At 67.7% G+C, this 5,292-nt stretch carries 5 protein-coding genes and 1 riboswitch; of the genes, 1 reads left to right on the top strand and 4 read right to left on the bottom strand.

Annotated features, from left to right (window positions below):
• Positions 1–48: 48 nt before the first annotated feature.
• Complete coding sequence (locus VEG08_04610; GenBank protein ID HXZ27266.1) at positions 49–489, bottom strand: DUF2203 domain-containing protein; 441 nt, start codon at positions 487–489, stop codon at positions 49–51.
• Positions 490–491: 2 nt separating this feature from the next.
• A complete protein-coding gene (gene nadA, locus VEG08_04605; GenBank protein HXZ27265.1) occupies positions 492–1,601 on the bottom strand; it encodes a quinolinate synthase NadA in 1,110 nt (369 codons plus the stop codon).
• Between the two features lie 312 nt (positions 1,602–1,913).
• Here nadA and VEG08_04600 point away from each other — a divergent pair, with 312 nt between their 5' ends.
• A complete protein-coding gene (locus tag VEG08_04600; protein ID HXZ27264.1) occupies positions 1,914–3,077 on the top strand; it encodes an acyltransferase in 1,164 nt (387 codons plus the stop codon).
• 25 nt (positions 3,078–3,102) lie between these two features.
• Here the strand turns inward: VEG08_04600 and moaA are convergent, their stop codons facing one another.
• Positions 3,103–4,092, bottom strand: coding sequence for a GTP 3',8-cyclase MoaA (gene moaA / locus VEG08_04595; GenBank protein ID HXZ27263.1), 990 nt, complete (start codon positions 4,090–4,092; stop codon positions 3,103–3,105).
• A gap of 65 nt (positions 4,093–4,157) precedes the next feature.
• A riboswitch (molybdenum cofactor riboswitch) is annotated at positions 4,158–4,317 on the bottom strand.
• Positions 4,318–4,373: 56 nt separating this feature from the next.
• Positions 4,374–5,292 (bottom strand): hypothetical protein (locus tag VEG08_04590; GenBank protein HXZ27262.1); only part of this gene is annotated, 919 nt, incomplete at its 5' end.

The following is a 5,292-nucleotide window of genomic DNA, read 5'->3' as shown; positions in this document are numbered from 1 at the left end:
TGGCGGGAAAGTGGCACTCCCTAGAAACTAGAAACGAGAAACCAGAAACTAATTGGGTCGTTTCGGCTTGGCGCGGGCGATGGTGTCGTCGATGGGCTTGCGCCCGGCGAAGCCTTCCTCGGTGCCATGCCAGTGGGTGATGCCCTTCTCTCCCAGCTTCCAGCACAGCAGGATCACGCGCTCCTCGACCACGCAGGGGAAGTCGAGCAGGCCGATGTCCAGGTCCTTGACCTGCACCCCGGTGGCGGCGATCTCGGCCAGCGCGTCCTTCACCCGCTGCGCCGCCTTCTCCTTCTCCGCCTTGCGCTTCTTCAGGTAGCCGATGTTGAGGAAGCTGCCGCCGTGCAGAAAGACGCGGCTGGCCACCTGCTGGAACTCCTGGTCCACCGCCTCGAGGATGGCTTTGGCCTCCATGGCCGAGCGCAGCAGCGACTCCAGCACCGGCAGCAGCGTCTGCGCTTCCTGCAGGGTGAAGGTGCGGTTGGCCATGGCTAAGCGATCTCCAGCATGCGGTCCAGGGCGACGTGGGCCCAGCGCTTCACGTCCTCGCGCACCCGGATGCGGTTGACCACGTTGCCCTCCACCAGGTTCTCCAGCGCCCAGCCCAGATGTTGCGGCGAGATGCGGAACATGGTGGTGCACAGGCAGCCGGAATCGTCGAGCGTGATCACCATCTTGTCCGGGTTCTCCCTGGCCACGCGGTTGACCAGGTGGATCTCGGTGCCCACGGCGAACTGCGTGCCCGCGGGGGCCTCTTCGACGATCTTGATGAGTCGGTCGGTCGAGCCCAGGGCGTCGGCCTTCTGGCAGACCTCCCAGCGGCACTCGGGATGCACGATCACGCGGATGCCGGGATAGCGCGCCCGCACCTGCTCCACGTGCTCGGGCAGGAAGCGCTGGTGCACCGAGCAGTGCCCCTTCCACAGGATCACGCGGGCGGCGCGCATCTGCTCCACCGTCAGCCCGCCCTGCGGCAGGAACGGGTCCCACACCGCCATGTCGCCGAGCGGGATGCCCATGCCATAGGCGGTGTTGCGCCCCAGGTGCTGATCGGGGAGGAAGAAGATCTTGGGCGTCCGCGCGAAGGCCCAGCGGAAGGCGGCGGGGGCGTTGGAGGAGGTGCAGACCATCCCGCCGCGCTCCCCGCAGAAGGCCTTGATGGCGGCGGTGGAGTTCATGTAGGTGAGCGGGGTGATGCCGTCGCCCGAGTCCCCGGTCAGACCGGCGGCCACGAAGTGCTCCCAGGCGTCCTCCACCTGGCCGATCTCGGCCATGTCGGCCATGGAGCAGCCCGCGTTCAGGTCGGGGAGGATCACCTGCTGCGAGGGCCGCGCCAGGATGTAGGCGCTCTCCGCCATGAAGTGCACCCCACAGAAGACGATGTAGCGGCTCTCGCTCTCGGCCGCGCGCTTCGACAGGCGGTAGGAATCGCCACGGCAGTCGGCGAAGCGCACCACCTCGTCGCGCTGGTAGTGATGTCCGAGGATGAGGCAGTCCTTCCCCAGGGCACGCTTGGCGGCGACGATGCGCTCGTCCATGGTGCGGTCAGGGAGGACCAGGTAGTTGTCCAGGCGGCAGGTATCCGCAATCGCAATGGCCACGTTCGTGTCTCGCTTCCAGTCCCGGCGCAGCTTTCACCGCCCGGAACGGGGATGTTGAAAGCGTCCTCCGGCTCCAGCAGGTTCGCTGTCCCGTGCGGGGCCCAACCTGCGGGGTTGTTGAAGCCGGCTTGCTTCTCTTCTTTAGATGCCCCGCCTCCCGCCGGGATGCCACCGTTTCCGGTCACATGCCCTTGTGAGGAGGCTGGCTTTATTCTCCATCGGCGGCGGGGCGGGCGCAAGCGCAATCGGAGGCGGGTACCAACGTAACCGGACGGCCCTGGGAGAACAGTCTATAATCCCTTTCATTCGAGGATCTTACGGACCCGCGTCACGCCCGGGGAACACGCCATCAAGACACCCAGTTACATCCCCGAACTTGACGGCCTGCGTGCCCTGGCCATCCTGGCGGTGCTGGGCTCGCACATGCCGCTGTACTGGCAGGTGCCGCACCCGCTGCTGGCCGAGGTGGCCCACCGCGGCTGGATCGGCGTGGACCTGTTCTTCGTGCTCTCCGGCTTCCTCATCACCGGCATCCTGCTCGACGCCCGCCGCGAGCCTCACTACTATCGCAACTTCTACGCCCGGCGCGCGCTGCGCATCTGGCCGCTCTACTACGCGGTGCTGCTGCTGGCCATCTTCGTCTTCCCGCTGCTGGTGCCGCACCTGCGCCCCCTCCTCCAGCAGTATCCCTGGCGCTGGTACTTCCTCTACCTGCAGAACTTCGCCTACGGACAGGGCGGCATCCCGGTGCTGACCGTCACCTGGTCCCTGGCCATCGAGGAGCAGTTCTACCTGGCCTGGCCGTTGGCGATCTCCGCGATCGCGGGCGCGCGCTTCCGCAACCTGCTGCTGGTGCTGCTGGTGGCGGCGCCGCTGCTGCGCCTGCTGATGGCGCTGACCGGGCAGGACCCGGGCAACATCTTCACCTACACCTTCAGCCGCATGGACGGCATCGCCGCCGGCTCGCTGGTGGCCTGGTGGATGCGCTCGGAAAGCTTCACTCCGGAGAAGCTGCGGCGTTGGGGAGGGCTGGCGCTAGGGGTGGGCGGCGTGGCTTCGATCGCGCTGCTGATCTGGAGGCAGGGCTCGATGTGGGTGTTCAGCGCGCTGGCCGCGGCCTTCGCCGGCCTGCTCATGCTGGTGCTGGACGCGCGCTCGCGTCCCGGCTGGGGATCGAAGCTGCTGGCCTGGCGCCCCATGCGCTACACCGGCAAGATCAGCTACGGCCTCTACCTGCTGCACCCCATGGCCTACGCTCTGGCGCTGCCGCTGGCCAAGGCGCTGCGCCTGGCGTTTCCGGCGACCACGGCCGGCGACCTTCTGGGCAGCCTGGCGCGCCTGGGCTTGGTCTATCTGGTGGCCACGGTTTCCTGGTATGCCTTTGAAAGCCCGCTGCTGAAGCTGAAGGCCTACTTCGCGGGACCGAAGACTGCAGCCACGCCGCAGCTTGTGCCCGAGAGATCTGCCGCCGGTTGAATGACTGACGTCCGACGTCTGACGTCTACCCCCCGATGTGCACCATGGTGCGCGAGGGCGGCACGAAATCGGCCTCGCCGATGTGGTGGCGCTCCTCCTTCTTGCCCATCGCGAGCTGAATGTAGTCCACCACCTCCTGGTCCGAGGCCCCGCGCCGCATCCATCCCGCCAGGTCGTGGTCGAAGACGGAGAACAGGCAGGTGCGGATCTTGCCGTCCGAGGTCAGGCGCACGCGGCTGCAATGCCCGCAAAACGGGTGCGAGACGGGGGCGATGATGCCGATCTCGCCCACTCCGTCGTCGAACTGGTAGCGGCGCGCAGTCTCGCTGGGAGCATGCGGTAGCTCGACCAGCGGGCGGAACTCGCGCATGCGCTCCAGGATCTCCTCCAGGCGCACCACGATCTCCGGCGACCACACCCGGTCCTCCTCCAGGGGCATGAACTCGATGAAGCGCACGATCACGCCTTCCTCGCGGGCGAAGCGGCCGAACTCGGTGATCTGGTCGTCGTTGAAGCCGCGCAGGAGCACGCAGTTCACCTTCACCGGCGCCAGGCCCGCGCGCTTGGCGGCGCGGATGCCGTCGAGCACGGCGTGGAAGCCGTGGGGCACGCGCGTGATGCGGTGGAAGCGCTCGGGCTCGACCGCGTCCATGCTCACGGTGACGCGGCGCAGCCCTGCGTCCTTGAGCGGCTGCGCCAGTTCCGCCAGCAGGTGGCCGTTGGTGGTGATGGCCAGGTCGAGCCCGCCGCCGTCGGCGGTGCGCAACTGCGCCAGCTCCTCCACGAACCCCGCCACTCCATGACGCAAGAGCGGCTCACCCCCGGTGATGCGGATCTTCTCGATGCCCAGCGCGACGAACAGCCGCGCCAGCCGCAGGTACTCGGTGAACTCCAGCTCGGCGTAGAGGGGCCCCTGGTTGCCGGTGCGGCAGTACACGCACTTGTAGTTGCAGCGGTCGGTGATGGCGATCCGCAGGTCGGTGATGCGGCGGCCGAATTTGTCGCGCAGCAGCATTTCGCGTTCGTGCGCTTCCGGGAGCGGCCCAGCGAAGGAAAGAAGACCGGCGGCGCCGCCGCGGCAGGCAGCGCGGGTGGTTTCCTTTCCAAGGGTCTCTTGCGAGACACGGGAGGCGCCGGCGTTTCCCCCGGCACCCTCGTCCGTCCCGCTCCGCGGGAACGGAACCGCCGCCTGGTCCCGGGTATGCCCGGGGGGACCCGGCGGTCGGAAACAACTCCGGGATTATAGACGCTGGGGCCCGCTTGCGGGCTGCGATTTTTTCTGGGCAGCGCCCGGCCTCACTTGCCGGGCGGGCTGGTGCGGTTGATCTCCGCGAGGATGCCGCTCATGCGCGCCTTCAGGATCTCCTGGCGCGCGCGCTGCTTGTCCAGGTCGGGCCAGACTTCGGAGAGGTACTTCCAGCCATCCGCGCCGCGGCCCCCGTAGAGATAGTCGAGGATCACCTGCAGCACTAGCCCTTCGGTCTCGTTGCGGCGGCGCAGATCTTCCGGGTCCAGGTTCTTCTGGCCTCCCCCACCTCCGCCACCCGGGGTGTTCCCCCCTCCCACCCCGCTGCCCTGGGGAAGGTTGGGCGTGGGGCTGCCGGTGAAGTCCTCCAGGGCTTTCTTACCCATCTGCGACTTGGCTTGGGTGATGTCGGCCTCGTAGTCGGTCCAGAAAGCCTGGCTGACATTGAATAGGTTGCCATCCTTGATGCGGAAGACCACCAGGGGAGCGGGCGACTGCTCGCGCAGCAGGTGGTCGAAACCATAGAAGGCGAAGTCGTGCGCCCAGATCTCGATCTTGCCGTCGCCGTCGCGGTCGCCGAAGCTCAGCTCCACCGAGGTGCGGAACTCGCGCTGCAGTGGCGGGGTCATGCCCGGAGTCACGATGGCATAAACGTAGCAGCATTGCTCCGGCCCGGAGTCGGTCTGGAGCACCACGTCCAGTTTGCCGTCGTTGGTGATGTCGCTGCCGGTGGCCGGGCTGAGCGAGGCGTTCACCCCGGTGATCTCGTACACCGTGCTGCCGTCGGGCGCCAGCAGGGCGGCGCGGCAGGCGCCCTCCTGGGAGGCGGGGCCGACCTGCTCCACATAGCCGTCCCACAGCGGCTTCGATGCGCCGCCCACGCCGCGCGCGCAGTCGGCGGCCAGGGCCGCGGAAGACACCAGCAGGAGAACCGGAAGGAGGACCGCGGATCTCAGCTTCATGGGGTGA

The sequence above is a fragment of the Terriglobales bacterium genome (genome assembly GCA_035624475.1).
Taxonomy (GTDB): domain Bacteria; phylum Acidobacteriota; class Terriglobia; order Terriglobales; family Acidobacteriaceae; genus DASPRL01.
This window is presented reverse-complemented; position numbering and strand designations above follow the sequence as displayed.

Bases quoted from the DNA above. Each gene is read 5' to 3' on its own strand.
- moaA (HXZ27263.1), bottom strand. From the start codon at position 4,092: ATGCTGCTGCGCGACAAATTCGGCCGCCGCATCACCGACCTGCGGATC.
- VEG08_04610 (HXZ27266.1), bottom strand. From the start codon at position 489: ATGGCCAACCGCACCTTCACCCTGCAGGAAGCGCAGACGCTGCTGCCG.